An 18156-nucleotide genomic window follows, 5' to 3' on the forward strand; every position below is an offset into this window, starting at 1 on the left:
TGCTGTGAGCTGCGTCAAGTTTCCGGCTTGTGGCTCGCGGGCCCCGCCCTCCCGGCCACGGCGGCAGGTGCGCCCGCAGCGGGGCGGATGTGACCGGCGTCGTACGTGGGGCACAAGAATCCCCGCAGCGTTAACCTTCCGTTCACCCGGCGGGGGCCGGTGCTTTACCTGTGGACCCTAATGTCAAAGGGTAATGAATCGGAATGCAACCCATCGAAGAGGTAAAAGCGTGAAGGCACTTCACATTGGCCGCGTGGCAGCCGTACTGGCTGTTGGCTCACTGGCACTTACGGCATGCGGCACCGACAGCGTGGTGACCCCGCCGGCCGGCGCAAACACCAGCGCAGCAGGCCCAGCCGTCACCGGCACGCTCACCGGAACGGGCGCCAGCTCCATCTCCGCAGCCATGGACGCCTGGAAGGCCGGCTTCGAGTCCGCCAACTCCGGCGCCAAGATCCAGTACTCACCCGAAGGCTCGGGCGCAGGGCGCAAGGCCCTGATCGCAGGCGCCGTTCAGTTCGCCGGCTCCGATGCCTACATGCAGGATGAGGAACTCGCCTCCGCCAAGGAAAAGTGCGGCCCCGCCGGCGCCATCAACATCCCCTGGTACATCTCCCCGATCGCTGTCGCATTCAACGTTGAAGGGGTCAAGGACCTCAAGCTCGACGCCGACACCATCGCCAAGATCTTCCGCGGCGAGATCAAGAACTGGAACGACCCCGCCATCAAGGCCGCCAACCCGGACGCAAAGCTGCCGGATCTGGCCATCACGCCCGTGCACCGCTCGGACAACTCCGGCACCACGCAGAACTTCACTGACTACCTGGCCGCAGCCGCCAAGACCGTCTGGTCCGACAAGGCCTCGGGCGACTGGCCCACCAGCCTGCCGGGCGAAAACGCCAAGGGCACCTCCGGTGTGGTCAAGACCGTCACCGAGACCGCCGGCGCCATCACCTACGCCGATGACTCCGCAGTCACCGACGCCATGGGCAAGGTTGAGCTGAAGGTTGGCGACAGCTACGTCCCCGTCACCGCCGAGGCTGCCGCCAAGGCCGTTGACCTGGCAACGGTTGTTGAAGGCCGCGCCGCCAACGACCTCTCGCTCAAGCTGGACCGCACCACCACAGTTGCCGGGGCCTACCCCGCAGTGCTGGTGTCCTACGGCGTCTTCTGCGCCAGCTACCCGGACGCCGCAACGGCCGACCTGGTGAAGGCATTCGGTGCCTTCGCACTGAGCGACGAGGGCCAGAAGCAGGCGGCAGAGGCAGCCAAGAGCGCACCGCTCTCCGCCGAGCTGGCAGCGAAGGCCAAGACGGCCCTCGAATCCATCAGCTCCGGCACCAAGTAACAGCCGGCAAGCGCCAAAAGAAGGTACTGGATTGTCCACCACCAAGCTCGCACCCCCCAAGGGGACAGGGCAGGCCGGCAAGGGTCGCATCGGAGACAAAGTGTTCTCCGGTGCGGCCCTGGGCGCCGGCGCGCTGATTGTTGCCGTGCTGTTCGCAGTGGCCCTGTTCCTTGTGGTCCAGGCCCTGCCAACCTTCAGCGCGGCCCCTGCCGACATCACCGGCGGTGAAGGCTTCCTTGCCTACATCTTCCCGATCGTCGTTGGCACGCTGATTGCTGCAACGATCGCCCTGCTCATTGCCACGCCCATCGGCGTGGCCGTGGCCCTGTTCATCTCGCACTATGCCCCGCGCAATCTTGCCAAGGGCCTGGGCTACCTGGTGGACCTCCTGGCAGCCATTCCGTCAGTGGTCTACGGCGCCTGGGGTGCCAGCTTCCTGGCCTCCTCGCTTAAGGACCCGTACGCCTGGCTGGCCGAGCACCTGGGCTGGATCCCGATCTTTGCAGGACCCGCCTCCGGCACGGGCAAGACCATCCTGACCGCAGGCATTGTCCTGGCCGTCATGGTCCTGCCCATCATTGCCTCACTCACCCGCGAGATTTTCCTGCAGGCACCCATGCTGCACCAAGAAGCGGCGCTGGCCTTGGGGGCCACCCGGTGGGAAATGATCCGCATGGCAGTTCTTCCCTTCGCCCGCGGCGGCATCATCAGCGCCGTCATGCTGGGCCTGGGCCGTGCCCTGGGTGAAACCATGGCCGTGGCACTCGTCCTCTCCTCGGGGCCGCTGATCGCCTCGCTCATCCGCTCCGGCAACCAGACCATTGCCGCGGAAATTGCGCTGGACTTCCCGGAAGCCTTCGGCCTGCGCATGCACGAACTCATCGCCGCCGGCCTGGTGCTGTTCCTCATCACCCTGGCGGTCAACATGGTGGCCCGTTGGATCATCAACCGCCACAAAGAATTCTCAGGAGCCAACTAGCATGGCCACCGTACTGACCGAACGCAAGCGCTCCGCGCTCACCCGCGGCCGCCTGCCCCGCTACACGCCCTACGCAATTGCCGGCGGCGCCGTGGTGGTGGCCGCGGCGCTCATGTCCCTCATCGGCTTCAACGTCTTTGGCTGGGCAGTGCTCTCCGCGGTGCTCTTTGCCGCCGCCAACGTCACGGTCTCCGCCGCCGTCGAGGGCCGCCGCAAGGCCGTGGACAAGCTGGCCACCTCGCTCGTGGTGGGCGCGTTCCTCGTGGCCCTGCTGCCGCTGGTCTCGGTCATCTGGACCGTGCTGGCAAACGGCATCCCCGGGCTCCTGACCCCCGGCTTCCTGGGCACCTCAATGAACGGTGTGACGGGCGCCGTCGACAACGCCTCAGTCACCAACGGGACCCCCGTGTTGGGCGGCGCCTACCACGCACTTGTGGGCTCGGTGCTGATCACCCTCTGGGCCACCCTGATCTCCGTTCCCGTGGGCCTGCTGACAGCCATCTACCTGGTGGAATACAGCGCCGGCAACAAGTTCTCCAAGGTCATCACCTTCCTGGTGGACGTCATGACCGGCATCCCCTCGATCGTGGCAGGCCTGTTCGCGGCCGCCTTCTTCGCCATGATCCTGGGCCCCGGCACGAAGACGGGCTTCGTCGCCGCCGTCGCGCTTTCGGTGCTCATGATCCCCGTGGTGGTGCGCTCCAGCGAGGAAATGCTCAAGATCGTCCCGAACGAACTGCGCGAGGCCGCCTACGCACTGGGCGTCCGCAAGTGGCGCACCATCCTGAAGGTGGTCATTCCGACGGCGATCTCCGGCATCGCCTCCGGCGTCACCCTGGCAATCGCCCGCGTCATTGGCGAGACCGCCCCGCTGCTGGTCACGGCCGGATTCGCCACCAGCATCAACATGAACGTGTTTGCCGGCTGGATGTCCTCCCTGCCCACGTTCATCTACACGCAGATCATGACGCCCACCTCGCCGTCGAACGCAGACCCGTCAACCCAGCGTGCCTGGGCCGCAGCCCTGCTGCTGATCATCCTTGTCATGCTCCTGAACCTCGGTGCCCGCCTCGTGGCCCGCATCTTTGCGCCGAAAACCGGCCGCTAACTTTTTGCCAGAAGGAAAACCAGCTATGTCCAAACGAATTGATGTCAGTGACCTGAACGTCTACTACGGCGATTTCCGCGCCGTGGAAGACGTGAACATCACCATTGAAGCCAAGTCCGTCACCGCCTTCATTGGCCCCTCCGGCTGCGGCAAGTCCACGTTCCTGCGCACCCTGAACCGCATGCACGAGGTCATCCCCGGCGCCCGCGTCGAGGGCAAGGTGCTGCTGGACGGCGACAACCTCTACGGCGACGGCGTTGACCCCGTGACCGTGCGCAGCCAGATCGGCATGGTGTTCCAGCGGCCCAACCCGTTCCCCACCATGAGCATCCGCGACAACGTGCTGGCCGGCGTCAAGCTCAACAGCCGCCGCATGCCCAAGTCCGACGCCGATGCGCTCGTGGAGAAGTCGCTGCGCGGCGCCAACCTGTGGAACGAGGTCAAGGACCGCCTCGAGAAGCCCGGCTCCGGCCTGTCCGGCGGCCAGCAGCAGCGCCTGTGCATTGCCCGCGCCATCGCCGTCTCACCCGAGGTCATCCTCATGGACGAGCCCTGCTCCGCCCTTGACCCCATCTCCACCCTGGCCATTGAGGACCTCATCAATGAGCTCAAGGACGAATACACGGTGGTCATCGTGACCCACAACATGCAGCAGGCAGCCCGCGTCTCCGACAAGACCGCCTTCTTCAACATTGCCGGGACCGGCAAGCCCGGCAAGCTCATCGAGTTCGCCGACACCACCACCATCTTCAACAACCCCTCCCAGAAGTCCACCGAAGACTACGTCTCCGGCCGCTTCGGATAACCACCGGGCGGCGGGTATCGCCCGGGACGCTCGCTGTCCAGTGTTACGGGGCTGTGAAGTGCCCAGATCCGCGGTGATTTGGGGCCGGGCTACGCTGAAAACATGACCTCACTTCCCGCCGTCCGCGGCGCACACCTTGTTGGATCCATCAACCAGCCCACCGCCGCAGACACCCTGGAGATCGTGGCCGAAAACCTCGGCGCCCACGCTGCCCGCATCCCTGACGGCGAGGTGGGGGAGCGCTTTCACTGGATCCTGTTCCAGGGAACCCGCTTCGAGGCCGTTGACGGCCTGGGCCGCGTGCCGGGCGAACCGTTCATGGTCGCCGGCTTCGACCTGCGCAAGATCGTGCTGGACGGCACAGTGCCCGCCGCCGAGCTGAAGTTCGGGCCGCTGGGCTATGCCGAGGCCGCCCTGGCCAGCTATGCCGACTTCAAGGCGCTGCGTGATGCCGGCACCATCGCTGCGGGCACCCGCTTCCAGGTGGCCATCCCCTCGCCCATGGCGCCCCTGGGCTCCTATGTTGCCCCCGCCGACCAGGCCGCCGTCTACCCGGCCTACGCCGCCGCCATGGAACGCGAAATTGCCGAGATTGCCGCAGTCATCCCGGCGGCCGAGCTGTCCATCCAAATCGACCTGGCCGTCGAGTTCAGCCACATTGAAAAGGTGTCCGTCCGCGGCAACACCCCCGATTGCTGGTACGTGGAAGGCAACGACCCCTCCACGGAACAAATCATCGACGCCGCGACCACCATGGCCGCCGCTGTTGCCGCCACCATCCCGGACGACGTGGAATTCGGCATCCACCTTTGCTACGGCGACGTGGCCGAGAAGCACTTCACGGAGCCCGCCGACGCCGGCAACCTCACCGCCGTGGCGAACGCGCTTTCCGCCAAGATCTCCCGGCCCATCGGCTTCCTTCACCTGCCCGTGCCCATAGAGCGCGACGACGACGCCTACTTCGCGCCGCTGGCCTCCCTGGCGCTGCACCCCGAAACGGAGCTGTTCCTGGGCCTGGTGCACCACGAGGACGGGGTTGCGGGTGCCATCAAGCGCATTGCGGCTGCCCGCCCGGCCGTCGCCACGGCAGGGCTGGCGGAGTTCGGCATCGCCACCGAGTGCGGCTTTGGCCGCGGACCGGCGGAGCGCACGGCCCCGCTGCTGCGCCTGCACGGGGACATCATCGCAGCCGCCAACGCCTGATCCGTAGGTCAACTCGCACTCCTTGCCCCATCCGGACCCTGGATTGGGCAAGGAGTGCGAGCTCGCGCGGCGATTTAAGCCTGGACTAGGTCAGGGGTGACAGGGCCAGGAAAAACAAGGCACCCAGCAGCAGGCAGGCAACCGGGGTGGCCAGCCAGGCTACGGCAATGCGGGTGAGCACGCGCCCGTTGACGGAGGCGAAGCGCTGGTTGGCGCCCGCACCCACAATGGCCGAGGTGACTGTGTGCGTGGTGGACAGCGGCATGTGCAGGCCGATCGCACCCACAAACAGCAGCCCCGCGCCCACCATCTGGGCCACAAAACCGCGCATGGGGTCAACCCGCACCAGGCGGTGGCCCATGGTGTGGGAGATCCGCCAGCCGCCGAACACCGTGCCGGCGGCCAGCAGCCCGGCCGTGAACAAGGGCACCCATACGGGAATCTCGCCGGCCCCCACGAAACCGGCGGCCACGAGGGCAAACAGGACAACCGCCGTCGTGCGCTGGCCGTCCTGGAGCCCGTGCCCAAAGGCGACGGCGGCACCGGCCACCGACTGCAGCTGGCGCATCCGCCGGTTGACCATGCTCGGCGCCGTGTTCCGGACAGCCCAGGACGTGGGCTGGACGGCCAGGAAGGCCAGCACGAAGGCGACGATGGGGGAGACCAGCAGGGGCAGCAGGACCAGTGTCAGCATGGTGGTGTTGATGCCGTCCAGGGGCGGGTGCCCAATGACGGCGGAGCCCAGGGAAGCGCCCACGAGCGCGCTGATCAGGGCATGGGTGGATGAGGACGGGTAGCCGCGCCACCACAGGTAGATGCCCCACAGGCAGGCGGCGATAAGTGCCGCCAGCAGCAGCACCAGGCCGTTGCGCCCCGGCGGGACCGTAAACAGCCTGTCGGCAAAGGCGGCCGTGAGGGCCACGCTGGCCAGTGCCCCCACGCAGTTGAACACGCCGGCCAGCAGGACGGCGAGCGAGGGAGTCAGTGCGCGCGTGCGAACCGAGAGCGCCACGGCGGCGGAGGCGTCACGGAAGCCGTTGAGGAACGCAAAAACCGCGGCGACGGCGATGACCGCGCCGAGCAGGAACCCCACCAAGGTCAGGACTCCTTGACGATGATGCTGCCCACCTGCGTGGCCACCATGCGCATCTGGCGGCTGGCTGCGGCCAACTGGCCGGCAAGGTTGCTGTACTTGGCAAACGTTGAGGGGCTGTGGGCGTCCAGGAGCTCGGCCACGATGACACGGTGGGTGTGGTCGGCCCGCTTGGACAGGCGCAGGACCTCCAGCCAGTAGTCCTCCAGGCTGTCGAGGTCGTTGAGGGCCTTCATGGCCGCGGCTGTCAGCTCGGCCTGGCGGGAGAGGATTTCCAGCTGGTCGCTGACGCGGGTGGGGATGCGGTCCAGCGTGTAGAGCTCAATGACCTCCCCGGCGCCCGTGAGCATTTCGGAGGTCTCGTTGAGCAGCTGGCCCAGCGCGTACATGTCCTCGCGTGGCAGCGGGTTGATGAAGCTGGTGCGCATGTTGGTCAGCAGCGTTGCAAAATCTGCCGTTGACGCGGCCTCGTGCCGGCGCAGCGATTCGGTGAGTGCGGCGAAGTCCCCGCGGCCCGCCCCGAGCAGTTCGGCCAGCGTCTGGGTGCCGGCCAGGATGTGCTCGGACATGCGGGCCAGTGCCTGCAGCCCTGCCGTCTCCTGGGGGAAAAGTCGAAGCTTCACCATGGGGCCTTTGCGATAGCGGATTCCAGCAGGTTCCGGGTGGTTCCAGGGCATAAAAGTGGTGTCGAACCGGGAGCGCCTCTCGGCACTGGGCCGCTCGAAGCGGCTATAAAATGGAGCCCGGGGGTTCCACGGTTCGACACCGCTTTCAGTCTTCTACGTCCTGCCCCGGCTGTCAACTGGAGCCGTTTTTGCGGGCCTTGTGCTAGTCCAATTCACCCTTGCGCCACGACTTCGCGGCACCCTCCAGGTCCTCCGCCGTGCGGACCAGTTGGTGGGCTTTTTTGGTCAGCGCGGAGGCGTGCTCGGAGTGTGCCGCCTCCCGCTCCACGGCCATGGTTGCCTGGCCCAGGGCCACGACGCGGCAGAACGCGGCGGAACGGTCAAGCGCAACGTCGAAGTCGCCGTCGAACGCGCCGGACAGGATGGCGTTGGCCATGGTGGTGATTTCCTCGGCGCCGGGAGGCTCGGCCACGCCGGCCACCGCGTTGGCCACCTGGGCCTTCTGCTGGCCCGCGCGGAAGAAGACGCTGATGCCCTCGGGGTCCTGCAGGGTTGCGGCTCGCAGGGCGTACAGGCGCCACAGGGCGCCGGGCAGGGAACGGGCGGGGCTCGCGGCCCACATCTCGGCGATGGCCTCAAGGCCCTGCTTGTCCGCAAGCTTGACCAGGCGCTTGGTGACCTCGGGGTCATTGCTGGCGCGGCCGCTGTTCACCAGGGCCCGGGCAGCAAGGTGCGCTGCCTCGGAGACGCGGGCCGGGTCCGTGCCGCCCGCGAACGGCTCAAAATCGGCGGGTGCAAAGGGCACCGGCTTGTGGGGGCGGGGAGCGCTGGCGGCTGGTCGATCGTTCATGAGACGACACTACCCCCGCTGCCGTGCCGGGTCGAGGGAACTGGCGGGCGGCACGACAAATCCGTGGACCGCCCGCAGCGGCAGCGATGGGCGGCATGGCGCGGGACGGGAGGTGCTCCTCCTCGGTGCGGCGCAATTGCATTCTGTGCCGTACCGTGCGGTAGTCTGATATGCGTCAACTTTGCAAGGGTGGGGACACCTTTTGGAAGCTGGCAACAGGTCGGGCCTTTAGCTCAGTTGGTAGAGCATCGGACTTTTAATCCGTGGGTCATGGGTTCGAGCCCCATAGGGCCCACCGCTATAGCCGCAGGCCGGCACCATGAACCATGGTGCCGGACTGCGGTTCTTTTTTGTTTCACCCGGCAGTAACGGTGAAATGCTCAGCTCCGGTGCAGGATGGCAAAATGGAGCCATGACAACCAACGCCCCCGCACTTGCCCTGACCATCGCCGGCTCCGAAGCGACTGGCGGTGCCGGTGCCCAGGCCGACCTCAAGACGTTCCAGGAACTGGGCGTCTTCGGCATTGTGAACCTGACCTGCATTGTCTCCTTTGACCCCAAGGACAACTGGAACCACCGCTTCGTGCCCGTGGACCAGCAGGTCATTGCCGACCAGCTGGAAGCCACCACGGCCGCCTACGGCGCAAACTCCGGTGCCCCCACCACGCTTGAGACGGTCAAGATTGGCATGCTGGGCAGCCCGGCCACCATCAGCACAGTGGAAACCGCACTGAAAAATGCCGCATTCAAGCACATCGTGCTGGACCCGGTGCTGATCTGCAAGGGCCAGGAGCCCGGCCACGCGCTGGACACCGACCAGGCGCTCAAGGCGCAGATCCTGCCGCTGGCCACCTTTGTCACGCCCAACCACTTCGAGGCCGAGTCACTCTCCGGCCTGGCCATCAACAATGTCGAGGACCTGAAGGCTGCGGCCCGCAAGATCCATGAAATCAGCGGTGCGGCGGTTCTCGCCAAGGGCGGGGTGCGGCTGGAAGGCGGCGACGCCGTCGACGTTTTCTTTGACGGTGAAACCCTCGAGGTCCTGTCCTCCCCGAAGGTTGGCGAGGTGGCTGTTTCCGGCGCCGGCTGCTCCCTGGCCGCCGCCGTCACGGCCGAGCTGGCCAAGGGCGCCACCCCGCTGGAGGCCGCCCGCACGGCCAAGGCATTTGTCACCGAGGGCATCAAGAACCGCGTCACCTCCGGCGCCCCGTTCACGGCCCTGTGGCAGGGCGGCGCAGCCTCCTGAAATAGGGCAGAAAGGCTGGTGCCGGAGCTGTTGCCAGCGCCAGCCTCGTGTGCCAAGCTCACCTTATGAGTGTGAATGAAGCCCTGGAAGCAGACCCCTTCGACGCCTCGGTGCGCATGGCCCGCAACGATGCCCGCCACCGCTATGAACTCCACATGGGGGATGAACTGGCGGTCATCATCGTTTTCAAGGACCTGCCCGGGCACATCGACCTCATCCACACTGTCAGCCAGCCGGGTTTCGAGGGGCGGGGGCTGGCCAAGGTCCTGGTCCGCTACGCGCTCGATGACGTGGTGGCCGCCGGCAAGCGCATCATCCCGCATTGCCCCTATGTGCGGCGCTTCCTGGGCCAGCACCCGGAACCTTATGTGCAATACACGGACTACCCGGAGGAATCCTAGGTGGTTCGCCCTCTCGCACTGGTCACGGGCGCCACGTCCGGGCTCGGTGCCGAGTTTGCCCAGCAGCTGGGCCGCGCGCAGCACGACCTGGTGCTTGTTGCCCGCGACGCCCAGCGCCTCGAGGCCAAGGCGGTGCGGCTGCGCAATGACTTTGGCATTGACGTCCAGGTCCTGCCTGCGGACCTGGTGACGGACGACGGCGTTGCCTCCGTGGCCGCCCGGCTTGTGGACCCTGCCGTCCCCGTCTCCGTGCTGGTCAACAACGCCGGTTTCAGCCTGGTGAAGGCCTTTGAGAAGAATTCCGTCCAGGAGGAGGCCGCACACCTGCGCATCCTGGTCCAGACGCCCTTGGAACTGAGCCATGCGGCCCTTCCCGGCATGCTGAAACGGGGCTGCGGGCGCATTATCAATGTCTCCAGCGTCTCCGCGTTCATTCCGCGCGGAAGCTACGGGGCGGCCAAGGCGTGGGGCGTCAGCTTCAGCCGCTTCGCCAATCTGCGCTACGGCCCGGGCGGGGTCAAGGTCACGGCCGTGTGCCCGGGCTTTGTGCACACCGAATTCCATGAACGCATGGGCGCCAACATGGGCGCAGTGAAGCCCTGGATGTGGCTGAACGCCGAGCAGGTGGTTCGCGAGGGCCTGGCCGACAACGCGGCCGGCAAGGCGGTCTCCATCCCGTCCCGGCGATACAGGGTGCTCATGGCGGCCAGCCGCCTTGTTCCTGACCGGTTGTCGGCCGCGGCAGGCAACCGCGGCCGCTGAATTCCCCGCGTCCGCAACCCCGTGTGGGTGCCAAAAGGGTGGGGGCGCATGCCATTGCATGCGCCCCCACCCTTTTGGCAATCGTGCTGCCGTGCCTGTCAGGCGTCCACGGTGGGCCTGCCCACCGTGATGGGAATGCCGGTGCCCGGAGTGGGCGGCTCGTAGGAGTCGTCGAAAGGCAGGTAGTCCATGTCCAGCAGCGGGTTCTCGTCCTGCGTCTGCACCAGTTCCCGGGCCTCCTCAACCGTGGCCACGCTCGGCATGGAGCCGGGCAGCGGCTTCTGGGCGGACTCCTTCAGGAAGTAGATGCCCACCGCGCCAATGGCGCTGGTCGCCATCAGGTAGTACGCCGGCATCATGTCGTTGCCCGTGAGGGTGATCAGGCCCTGGATGATGAACGGCGCCGTGCCGCCAAAGATGGCCACGGCAAAGTTGTAGGAGATCCCCATGCCGCCGTAGCGGCTCGAGGTCGGGAACAGTGCCGGCAGCGAGGACGCCAGGTTCGCCACGTAGAACGTGACGGGGAAGGCGATCAGGGCCAGGCCCACCATGGTGGACCAGATCTCGCCGACCCCAATGAACAGGAATGCCGGAACGGCAAACACCACAGTGCTCAAGGCCCCGATCCACAGCACGGGCCGGCGGCCAATCCTGTCTGAAAGCTTCCCGGTGAGGGGGATGCACAGGGCCATGATGACCAGCACGGGGATGGTCAGCAGGGTTCCGTGCACAGGGTCGTAACCCTTGGAGTCCGTCAGGTACGTGGGCATGTAGGAGGTCAGGGCGTAGCCCACAGTGTTTGCGGCGGCCACCAGAATCACGGCCAGCAGCACCTGGCGCCAGAACACCTTGACCAGGTGGACGGGGCCGCGCGAGGCGTCCTCGTCACCGGCGGTGGCGGACTTGGCGTGCTCCTCGGCTGCGTCGAGGGTTGCCTGGAACTGCGGCGACTCCTCGATCTTCATCCTGAAGTACACGGCCACGGCGCCCAGCGGGCCGGCCACCAGGAACGGCAGGCGCCAACCCCACTGCTCCATGGCCTCCTGGCCCAGCGTCAGCTGGAGCACGGAGACCAGGGCCGCACCGATGGCGAAGCCCATGTAGCTGCCAAAGTCCAGGATGCTGGCAAAGTAGCCGCGGCGCTTGTCGGGGGCGTATTCGCTCACGAACGTGGTGGCGCCGGCATACTCGCCGCCGGTGGAGAAGCCCTGGACGAGCTTGAGCACCACCAGCAGCACTGCGGCCCAGAGTCCGATCTGGGAATAGCCGGGCAGCAGCCCCACGGCGAACGTGGAGGCGGCCATGATCATGAGTGTGGCGGCGAGGACCTTTTGGCGCCCCACCTTGTCGCCGAGCCAGCCAAAGACCACGCCGCCCAGCGGGCGGGCCAGGAAGGTGGCGGCGAACGTTCCCAGCAGGAACAGGGTCTGTACGGCCGGGTCCGCCTCGGGCAGGAATACCGGCCCCATGGTGGCGATCAGGTATCCGAAGATGCCCACGTCGTACCACTCCATGGTGTTTCCCACGACGGTTCCGCCGAGGGCTTTTCTGAGCATCGGCTGGTCCACGACATTTACGTCGTCAACGGCCAGCCGGCGTTTTTTGAGTTTGGGCAGGCGGGGCAATTTGGGCCGGGCCTGCATGCGGTCTGCGGTGTCCTTAACACCTGTTTCCGGTTGAATCATGCTTCGGTCTGTGGGCATTTGCTCATCCCCTTAAGGAGTTCATTTGCTTGCGACTTTCTGCTGCATCGCTACGGGCAGACCTTAAATTCTAGCAGACGGCGCATTTTCGCCCCTGGCAGCCCTTTTGTCAAGAGGCAAAAAACCCCGCCATCGCGGGCCCAAACTGGGCACGACGGCGGGGGTTTTGGCCGGGATCTCGACAGGCTCGATCACCGGGAATCGGGCTCGATCAGCGGCCGGTTACAGGCCCAGTTCGGCCAGTGCAGGCAGGCCCGCCCGGACGAGTTCGCGCGCCTCGGCGGCGGACGCCGCGGCCACGGCCCGGTTGGCCAGTGCCTGCGCCTGCGCCAGGGTGACGGTGCGCAGCACGGCGGCCACGGCCGGCAGCGCGCGCGGGGTCATGGACAGCGTGCTGACGCCCAGTCCGGCAAGCACGACGGCGAGGGCCGGGTCAGCGGCCGACTCGCCACAGACACCAACCGGCTTGGGCGAGGGAGTTTCCAGCCCCAGCGCGGGCGAGTGCTTTGCCTGCGCGACGGAACCGTCAACGGTGGCCTGGACAAGTGCCAGCACTGCAGGTTGCCAGGGGTCGTTGAGCGCCGCGAGCGGGCCCAGCTGGCGGTCGGCCGCCATGGCGTACTGGGTGAGGTCGTTGGTCCCCAGGCTGGCGAATGCCACGTGATCCAGGATGTGCCGTGATGTCAGCGCCGCGGACGGCACCTCCACCATGACGCCCGGAATGCGTAGTCCCGCGGCCGTGCACATGGCGGCAAAGTCGGCAGCCTCGGCCGGGGTGGAGATCATGGGGGCCATGACCCAGACGTCGGCACCCGAGGAGGCTGCCGCGTCGGCAATGGCGCCCAGCTGCCGCGCCAGGACACCCGGGGTGGTCAGGTCGGTGCGGTAACCGCGCACGCCCAGGGCGGGGTTGGGCTCGGTGGAATCCGTCAGGAAGGGCAGCGGCTTGTCTGCCCCGGCGTCCAGGGTGCGGACCACGACCTTCTTGCCCGCGAAGGCGTCGAAGACGCCCTTGTAGGCGGCCACCTGGTCGTCGTGGCTGGGCTCGGTGCTGTTGCCCAGGAAGCAGAATTCGGTGCGCAGCAGGCCCACGCCCTGGGCGTTGGCGGCGGCTGCCTCCTGGGCGTCCTTCGCCCCGCCCACGTTGGCCAACAGCGGAACCAGTGTTCCGTCGGCAAGTGCCCCGGCGCCGTCGAAAACGTCCAGCAGGGACGCCTTCTCCTGCCACTGGGCCACGGCGGCACGCTCGGCGTCACCCGGTTCGGTGCTGACAACCCCTGCGGAGCCGTCCACGAACACCAGGTCGCCCTCGGCAATGCCGGCCACGCCGGCTGCGGCCACGACGGCGGGCAGCCCCAGGCTGCGGGCAATGATGGCGGTGTGCGACTGGGGGCCGCCACCGGCCGTCACGAGGGCTATGACCTTGGAGGGGTCCAGCGTGGCGGTGTCGGCCGGGGCGAGGTCGTCGGCGAGCAGGATGAAGGGCTCGGCGGCATCCGGGATTTCAGGGGCCGGGACGCCGCGCAGGGCGGCAACAATCCGGGAACGGACATCCAGGACGTCGTGGGAGCGTTCGGCCATGTAGCCGCCCAGGTTGGTCAGCATCTGGGCAACCGAGTCTCCGGCCTCCCAGATGGCCCGCTCGGCGGACACTCCCGTGTTGATGAGCTTGACCGCTGCCTTGATCAGCATGGGGTCGGTGGCCATCAGGGCCGTGGCCTCAAGGACCTCCTTGCCGGCGCCATCGGCCCGTGAAGCACGCTCCTGCAGGGCCGCCTTCACGGTTGCCCCCGCGGACTTCAGGGATGCGGCGGCAGTCTCCGGCGCCGTCGAACTTTCCAACTTTTCACCGGCGGGCGGTTCGGCCAGGGCGGGCGGCATGTGGCGGACGGGGCCAATGACGCGGCCCCGGAAGACGCCGACTCCAACAAAGTTCTGCACGGTTGCTCCTTTGACAATCATGGCCGGGCCTATGCGGCCACGCCAGCAGGCTGCGGTGCTGCAAGGGTATCAACGGGCTTGCGGACAGCCCAGCGTTTCAGCGCAACCACCGAGAACGCGGCCACCACGGTGCCCACCAGGATGGACAGGGCGAACATGCCCAGGTTGCCGATCGCGAAGAAGACGAAGAATCCGCCGTGGGGTGCCTGTGAGGTCACGTGGAAGGCCATGGTCATGGCGCCCGTGATGGCACCGCCCAGCATGGAGGCCGGGATGACGCGCAGGGGGTCGGCCGCGGCGAACGGGATGGCGCCTTCGGAGATGAACGATGCGCCCAGCAGCCAGGCGGCCTTGCCGTTCTCGCGCTCGGCGAGGGAGAAGCGCTTCTTGTCGAGCACGGTGGCCAGGGCCATGGCGAGCGGGGGAACCATGCCCGCCGCCATGACGGTGGCCATGATTTCCCACGGCGCCTGGTTGGCGATGCTGCCGGCGCCCAGGCCGGCCACGGCGAAGGCGTACGCCACCTTGTTGACGGGGCCGCCCAGGTCGAAGCACATCATGAGGCCAAGGATGATGCCCAGCACGACGGCGGAGGCCCCGGACATTCCCGTCAACCAGTTGTTCAGTCCAACAGTGAGGGCGGCGATGGGTGCGCCGAGGAACAGGAGCATGGCGCCGGAGGCGATGATGGAGCCCAGCAGCGGGATGATGACCACGGGCATCAGGCCACGCAGCCAGCGCGGGACCTTCCAGCTGCCGATCCAGTACGCGGCCAGGCCGGCCAGGATGCCGCCCACCAGGCCGCCGAGGAATCCGGCGCCCATGAAGACGGCGATGGCGCCTGCGGTGAAGCCGGGTGCAATGCCGGGGCGGTCGGCGATCCCGAAGGCAATGTAGCCTGCCAGTGCGGGGACCAGGAACGCCATGGAGAGGCCGCCGATCTTGAACGCGACAGCACCCAGGTACGCCCCGAGCGGGCCCAAGGCATGCAGCGGATACTCGGTGGGCAGGTTGCCCAGGCTGCTGCTGGCAAGGATCTTGTCAGCCGCGCCGGCGATCTCGAAGCCGCCCAGCAGGAAGCCGAGCGCAATCAGCAGGCCACCACCGGCCACAAACGGGATCATGTAGCTGACACCTGTCAGCAGGACCTTCTTGATCTTGGCGCCCAGGCTTTCGCCCGAGGCCGCGGCCTTCTGCTCGGCGGCTTCCTCCGCGCCGAAGTGCGGAACGCGGTGCGCATTCGGGTTGTCGGCCGCGGCCACGGCCTCCTGGATCATTTTCGCGGGCTCGTCGATGCCGCGCTTGACCGGAGAGCTCACCAGCGGCTTGCCGGCAAAGCGCTCCTTGCCGCGGACGTCTACGTCGACGGCGAAAATCACGGCGTCGGCGGCGGCAATCACGGCCGGGTCCAGAGGCGTCACGGCGCCGGAGCCCTGGGTTTCGACCTGCAGCTCAACGCCGGCCTCCTGGGCGGCGGCGACGAGCGAATCGGCGGCCATGTACGTGTGTGCGATCCCCGTGGGGCACGCCGTCACGGCAACGATGCGCTTGCGGCGGGACGCGGAGGGTGCAGCGACCTCCGGTACAGCGGCCTCCTGGGCGGCGGCCGGCTTGGGCTTGTCTGCCAGCGCGTCCGCCACCAGGGCCACGATGTCGGCCGGGGTTGCCGCTGCGCGCAGGGCCGCCGTGAAGTCCTTCTTGATGAGGGAACGGGCCAGCTTGGAGAGCAGCTTGAGGTGTTCATTGTCGGCGCCTGCGGGGGCTGCGATGAAGAACACGATGTCGGCCGGGCCGTCCTTGGCGCCGAAGTCAACGGCAGGCTTCAGGCGGGCCATGGCCAGCGTGGCTTCCAGCACCGCCCCGGAGCGGCAGTGCGGGATGGCGATGCCGCCGGGAACGCCTGTTGAGGTCTTTTGCTCGCGGGCCAGGGCATCGGCAAAGAGGCCCTCAACTTCAGAGGCGCGGCCGTTCTTGGCAACAAGTTCGGCAAGGTGGCGGATGACAGAGGTGGTGTCGGTGCCGAGGTCGGCGTCGAGGATGACCAGATCGTCGTTGATAAGGGTTGTCATGTCAGTTCTCTTCGGCTGGGGCCAGGACCGTCACGGTGACGGTGGCCGGGGTGGTTTCTGCGAGGGAGGGAACCATGGTTCCGGGGAGGGAGGCGGCGGCCGCACCATGGGCCACCGCCTGCTGCAGGCAGGCCGTGCGGGAATCCCCGCGCAGCGTTGCCAGCAGATATCCGGACAGGGCGGAATCGCCCGCGCCCACGGTGCTCTTTGCCTTGATGGCCGGGCCGCGCCCGTGCCAGCTGCCGTCCGCGGCGACCAGCACCGCACCCTTGGAGCCAAGCGTGGCCAGCACTGCGCCAACACCGCCTTGCACCAGGGCCATGGCTGCCGAGGCTGCCGCGGCCGGGTCCGATTCCAGGGCGTCGCCGTTGGAAATGCCTGTCAGTTCCGCGAGCTCTTCGCCGTTGGGCTTGAGCAAGTCGGGATTGGCGCGCAGGCATTCGCGCAGAGGGGCGCCGGAGGAATCCACGGCAATCCGTGGAGCCAGCGGGCCATGCGCCGCGCGGACTGCCTCGATGGCGGTGGCGTAGAAGTCAACGGGAACACCCGGCGGAAGCGAGCCGGCCAGCACGAGCCAGGAGGCGCCGTCGGACTTTTCCACCGTGAGCGCCAGCAGTTGCGCAAGCTGGGCAGGCGTGATCACCGGGCCGGGTTCGTTGACCTTGGTGGTGGTGCCGTCGGGCTCCGTGATGGCCACGTTGCTGCGCAGAGCTGCGCCGATGGGCATGGCCAGGTGCGGGATGTCCTCGAGCACCAGGGCGCGGACCACGGCGTCGCCGGCGTCCCCGGGGAGCAAGGCAAGGGCGCCAACACCGGAAGCGGAGAGGGCCCGGACAATGTTCACGCCCTTGCCGCCGGGATGCTGGGAGGCGGCGGTGGCGCGCTGCACCTCGCCGCGTTCCAGCGGGCCGGCCAGCTCGATGGTGCGGTCCAGGCTCGGGTTGGGGGTCAAGGTGAGGATCATGCCACCACGACCTCTACGCCTGCGGCGGCCAGGGCGGCGGCCAGTTCGGGGTCGGGTGCGGCAGTGGTGACCACGGTGTCGATCTCCTCCAGGGTTGCGAAGCGGACAAGGGTTTCGATGCCAAATTTGGACGCGTCGGCCAAAACCACAACCTGCCGGGCCGCCCGGACCATGGCGGTCTTGGTGGCGGCCTCGACGGGGTCGGGGGTGCTCAGGCCGAAGTCGGCGTGGATGCCGTTGGCGCCAATGAAGGCGATGTCGGGGCGGAGCGCGCCGAGCTGTTCCGTGGCGCGGGCGCCCACCACGGCGCTGGTCAGGCCGCGGACTCGGCCGCCCACGATGTCCAGGAGCAGGTGCGAGTTGGTGCTCAGTGACGCCGCGGTGGGCAGGGAGTTGGTGATGACCAGCAGCTCATCGCCCGGATTGGCGGGGGACCAGCCGGCAAGGCGCTCGGCCAGCGCGGCCGTGGTGCTGCCCGAATCCAGCAGGATCGAGGCGGTGGGCGCCGCGGGGATGAGGGCCAGGGCGGCCGCGGCGATGCGCTGCTTCTCATCCAGGTGCTGGGCCTGGCGTTCGCTCAGGCTCAGCTCCGAACGGGTGAGGCGGTCCACGCCCACGGCGCCGCCATGGACGCGGCGCAGCAGGCCGGCCTCCTCGAGGGTGGCCAGGTCGCGGCGGACGGTTTCCTGGGTGATCGCAAACAGTTCGGCCAGCTCGTTGACGCCGACCCTGCCCTGGACGCTGACGAGTTCGGCGGTCCTGCGGTGCCGTTCCTCCGCAAACATGTGGATTCCTTCCGGTGGTGCTGCCTGCGTCCTGGTGGCGCCGGCCCCCGTGATGAGAGTCACAGGGTGTTGTTTCAGTTGACTTTATCTGCGATTATCTTTGTTTGTCAATGCGATTCCCACATAAACAAAGATTCGTGGCTGCGGTGGGGTCTGTCCGGTGCCGCCACAACCGCTCCTTCCCCGCTTGACCGCACCTTTTGCGCATAACCGTGGGCAGGTGCCAGCGAACAAGCGCAGAAGGTGCGGTTGTGCGGATTGGGCCGCCGGGTA

Annotated in this window: 16 protein-coding genes and 1 tRNA gene; 9 read left to right on the forward strand and 8 right to left on the reverse strand. The window is 67.4% G+C overall.

The features are described from left to right. The first annotated feature begins 229 nt into the window (after positions 1-229). From pstS to PCK14_RS07495, 5 genes are all read left to right on the forward strand, one after another. A complete protein-coding gene (pstS, locus tag PCK14_RS07475; protein ID WP_269937827.1) occupies positions 230-1348 on the forward strand; it encodes a phosphate ABC transporter substrate-binding protein PstS in 1119 nt (372 codons plus the stop codon). Between the two features lie 31 nt (positions 1349-1379). Beyond that, positions 1380-2327 (forward strand): phosphate ABC transporter permease subunit PstC, encoded by a 948-nt coding sequence (gene pstC, locus PCK14_RS07480; protein WP_269937828.1) that lies wholly within the window; start codon positions 1380-1382, stop codon positions 2325-2327. Position 2328: 1 nt separating this feature from the next. Then, positions 2329-3435, forward strand: coding sequence for a phosphate ABC transporter permease PstA (pstA, locus tag PCK14_RS07485; RefSeq protein ID WP_269937829.1), 1107 nt, complete (start codon positions 2329-2331; stop codon positions 3433-3435). Positions 3436-3460: 25 nt separating this feature from the next. Then, on the forward strand, positions 3461-4240 hold the full coding sequence (pstB, locus tag PCK14_RS07490; RefSeq protein ID WP_269937830.1) for a phosphate ABC transporter ATP-binding protein PstB: 780 nt from the start codon (positions 3461-3463) through the stop codon (positions 4238-4240). A 102-nt stretch (positions 4241-4342) separates the two neighbouring features. Continuing rightward, positions 4343-5443, forward strand: coding sequence for a hypothetical protein (locus PCK14_RS07495; RefSeq protein WP_269937831.1), 1101 nt, complete (start codon positions 4343-4345; stop codon positions 5441-5443). An 85-nt stretch (positions 5444-5528) separates the two neighbouring features. On the opposite strand, the gene PCK14_RS07500 is transcribed toward PCK14_RS07495, so the two are convergent. The 3 genes from PCK14_RS07500 to PCK14_RS07510 form a co-directional block, all read right to left on the reverse strand. Then, entirely contained in the window at positions 5529-6536 is a 1008-nt protein-coding gene (locus PCK14_RS07500; RefSeq protein WP_333474350.1) for an inorganic phosphate transporter, read from the reverse strand. Between the two features lie 5 nt (positions 6537-6541). Next, positions 6542-7162, reverse strand: a complete 621-nt coding sequence (locus PCK14_RS07505) for a DUF47 domain-containing protein (RefSeq protein ID WP_269937833.1) — start codon at positions 7160-7162, stop codon at positions 6542-6544. A gap of 202 nt (positions 7163-7364) precedes the next feature. Next, positions 7365-8012: a hypothetical protein gene (locus PCK14_RS07510; protein ID WP_269937834.1), complete on the reverse strand. Its 648-nt coding sequence runs from the start codon at positions 8010-8012 to the stop codon at positions 7365-7367. A gap of 222 nt (positions 8013-8234) precedes the next feature. Between PCK14_RS07510 and PCK14_RS07515 the strand changes: the two genes are divergently transcribed. The 4 genes from PCK14_RS07515 to PCK14_RS07530 all read left to right on the forward strand — a co-directional run bounded on the left by PCK14_RS07515 (position 8235) and on the right by PCK14_RS07530 (position 10421). Further along, a tRNA-Lys gene (locus PCK14_RS07515) sits at positions 8235-8307 on the forward strand. Between the two features lie 117 nt (positions 8308-8424). Beyond that, complete coding sequence (locus tag PCK14_RS07520; protein ID WP_269937835.1) at positions 8425-9258, forward strand: hydroxymethylpyrimidine/phosphomethylpyrimidine kinase; 834 nt, start codon at positions 8425-8427, stop codon at positions 9256-9258. 65 nt (positions 9259-9323) lie between these two features. Then, entirely contained in the window at positions 9324-9659 is a 336-nt protein-coding gene (locus PCK14_RS07525; RefSeq protein WP_269937836.1) for a GNAT family N-acetyltransferase, read from the forward strand. Beyond that, positions 9660-10421 (forward strand): SDR family NAD(P)-dependent oxidoreductase, encoded by a 762-nt coding sequence (locus tag PCK14_RS07530; RefSeq protein ID WP_269937837.1) that lies wholly within the window; start codon positions 9660-9662, stop codon positions 10419-10421. It abuts the gene before it with no gap. 98 nt (positions 10422-10519) lie between these two features. Here PCK14_RS07530 and PCK14_RS07535 read toward each other — a convergent pair whose 3' ends face one another. The 5 genes from PCK14_RS07535 to PCK14_RS07555 form a co-directional block, all read right to left on the reverse strand. Continuing rightward, the gene (locus PCK14_RS07535; protein ID WP_442864678.1) at positions 10520-12124 is read right to left on the reverse strand and encodes an MFS transporter; all 1605 of its coding nucleotides are present in this window, start codon (positions 12122-12124) and stop codon (positions 10520-10522) included. 222 nt (positions 12125-12346) lie between these two features. Beyond that, complete coding sequence (locus tag PCK14_RS07540) at positions 12347-14065, reverse strand: putative PEP-binding protein (RefSeq protein ID WP_269937838.1); 1719 nt, start codon at positions 14063-14065, stop codon at positions 12347-12349. 29 nt (positions 14066-14094) lie between these two features. Further along, positions 14095-16134: a PTS fructose transporter subunit IIABC gene (locus tag PCK14_RS07545; protein WP_269937839.1), complete on the reverse strand. Its 2040-nt coding sequence runs from the start codon at positions 16132-16134 to the stop codon at positions 14095-14097. Position 16135: 1 nt separating this feature from the next. Beyond that, positions 16136-17098 (reverse strand): 1-phosphofructokinase family hexose kinase, encoded by a 963-nt coding sequence (locus PCK14_RS07550; RefSeq protein ID WP_269937840.1) that lies wholly within the window; start codon positions 17096-17098, stop codon positions 16136-16138. Next, positions 17095-17883 carry a DeoR/GlpR family DNA-binding transcription regulator gene (locus PCK14_RS07555; protein ID WP_269937841.1) on the reverse strand — a complete coding sequence of 263 codons (789 nt, stop codon included), beginning with the start codon at positions 17881-17883 and terminating at the stop codon, positions 17095-17097. The genes PCK14_RS07550 and PCK14_RS07555 overlap by 4 nt, the downstream gene beginning before the upstream one ends. Positions 17884-18156 lie beyond the last annotated feature (273 nt).

It is taken from the genome of Arthrobacter sp. HY1533, assembly GCF_027568515.1.
Lineage (GTDB): Bacteria > Actinomycetota > Actinomycetes > Actinomycetales > Micrococcaceae > Specibacter.